This window comes from Methylobacterium planeticum (assembly GCF_008806345.1).
Lineage (GTDB): Bacteria > Pseudomonadota > Alphaproteobacteria > Rhizobiales > Beijerinckiaceae > Methylobacterium > Methylobacterium planeticum.
In genome coordinates this window covers 1-1,002 of record NZ_VZZJ01000080.1, presented here as the reverse complement: position 1 = coordinate 1,002, position 1,002 = coordinate 1, and the positions used below count along the sequence as shown (strand labels likewise).

Sequence of the window (1,002 nt, the reverse complement as noted above, 5' to 3'; positions counted from 1 at the left end):
CGAAGGACGGGGTGTTTGCCCGCTACGAGCTCGTCGACCTCTCGCCGGCCGTGGTCGAGGCCCTGCGCACCCGCCCCCTCGACAGCCTGCTGGCCTCCTTCGGCGACCACCGCCCCGCCCTCGAACCCGTCATCGGCGTCGGCGACTTCGTGGCCGTCTCGGTCTGGGAGGCCGGCTCGGGCGGCCTGTTCTCCGGGCCCCTCGTGGCCGACCGCTTCTCGGCCGGCTCCAAGTCGGCGCTGATCCCCGAGCAGGTGGTCTCGCGCGACGGCGCCATCTCGGTGCCCTATGCGGGCCGCATCCAGGTCGCCGGCCGCCGGCCCCAGGACGTCCAGGCCCTGATCGAGTCCGAGCTCGCCGGCAAGGCGATCCAGCCCCAGGTCCTGGTCTCCGTCACCAAGCCGATCTCCCAGGCCGTCACCGTCACGGGCGAGGTCACCAACGGCGCCCGCGTGCCGCTCTCGGGCCGCGGCGACCGCCTGCTCGACGTCGTCGCCTCCGCCGGCGGCGTGCGCGCCCCCGTCTCCGAGACCTTCGTGCGCCTCTCGCGCGGGGCCACCACCGCCACCGTGCCGCTCACCACCGTGGTCTCCAACCCGCGCGAGAACATCTACCTGCGCCCCGCCGACGTGCTCACCCTGGTGCGCGACCCCCAGACCTTCCTGGCGGTCGGCGCGCTCGGCAACGCCACCGAGATCCCGTTCCAGGCCGAGGGCATCACCCTGGCCCAGGCGCTGGCCAAGGCCCGCGGCCTGTCCGACTTCCAGGCCGACCCGGCCGGAACCTTCGTGTTCCGCTACGAGCCCGCCAGCGTGGCCCGCCGCCTCAGCCCCGGCTCGCCCCTGCTCAACACCCCCCTGGTGCCGGTCGTCTACCGCATCAACATGCGCGACCCCAACAGCCTGTTCCTGACCCAGGCCTTCCGCATGCGCAACCGCGACCTGGTCTACGTCTCCAACGCCCCCTACACCGACGTCCAGAAGGTGCTCGGCGTCGTCTCCT

Annotated in this window: 1 protein-coding gene; it reads left to right on the top strand. The window is 73.2% G+C overall.

The window, feature by feature from the left end; genetic code table 11:
* A partial coding sequence (locus F6X51_RS27620) for a polysaccharide biosynthesis/export family protein (protein ID WP_150967305.1) occupies positions 1–1,002 on the top strand: 1,002 nt, incomplete at both ends.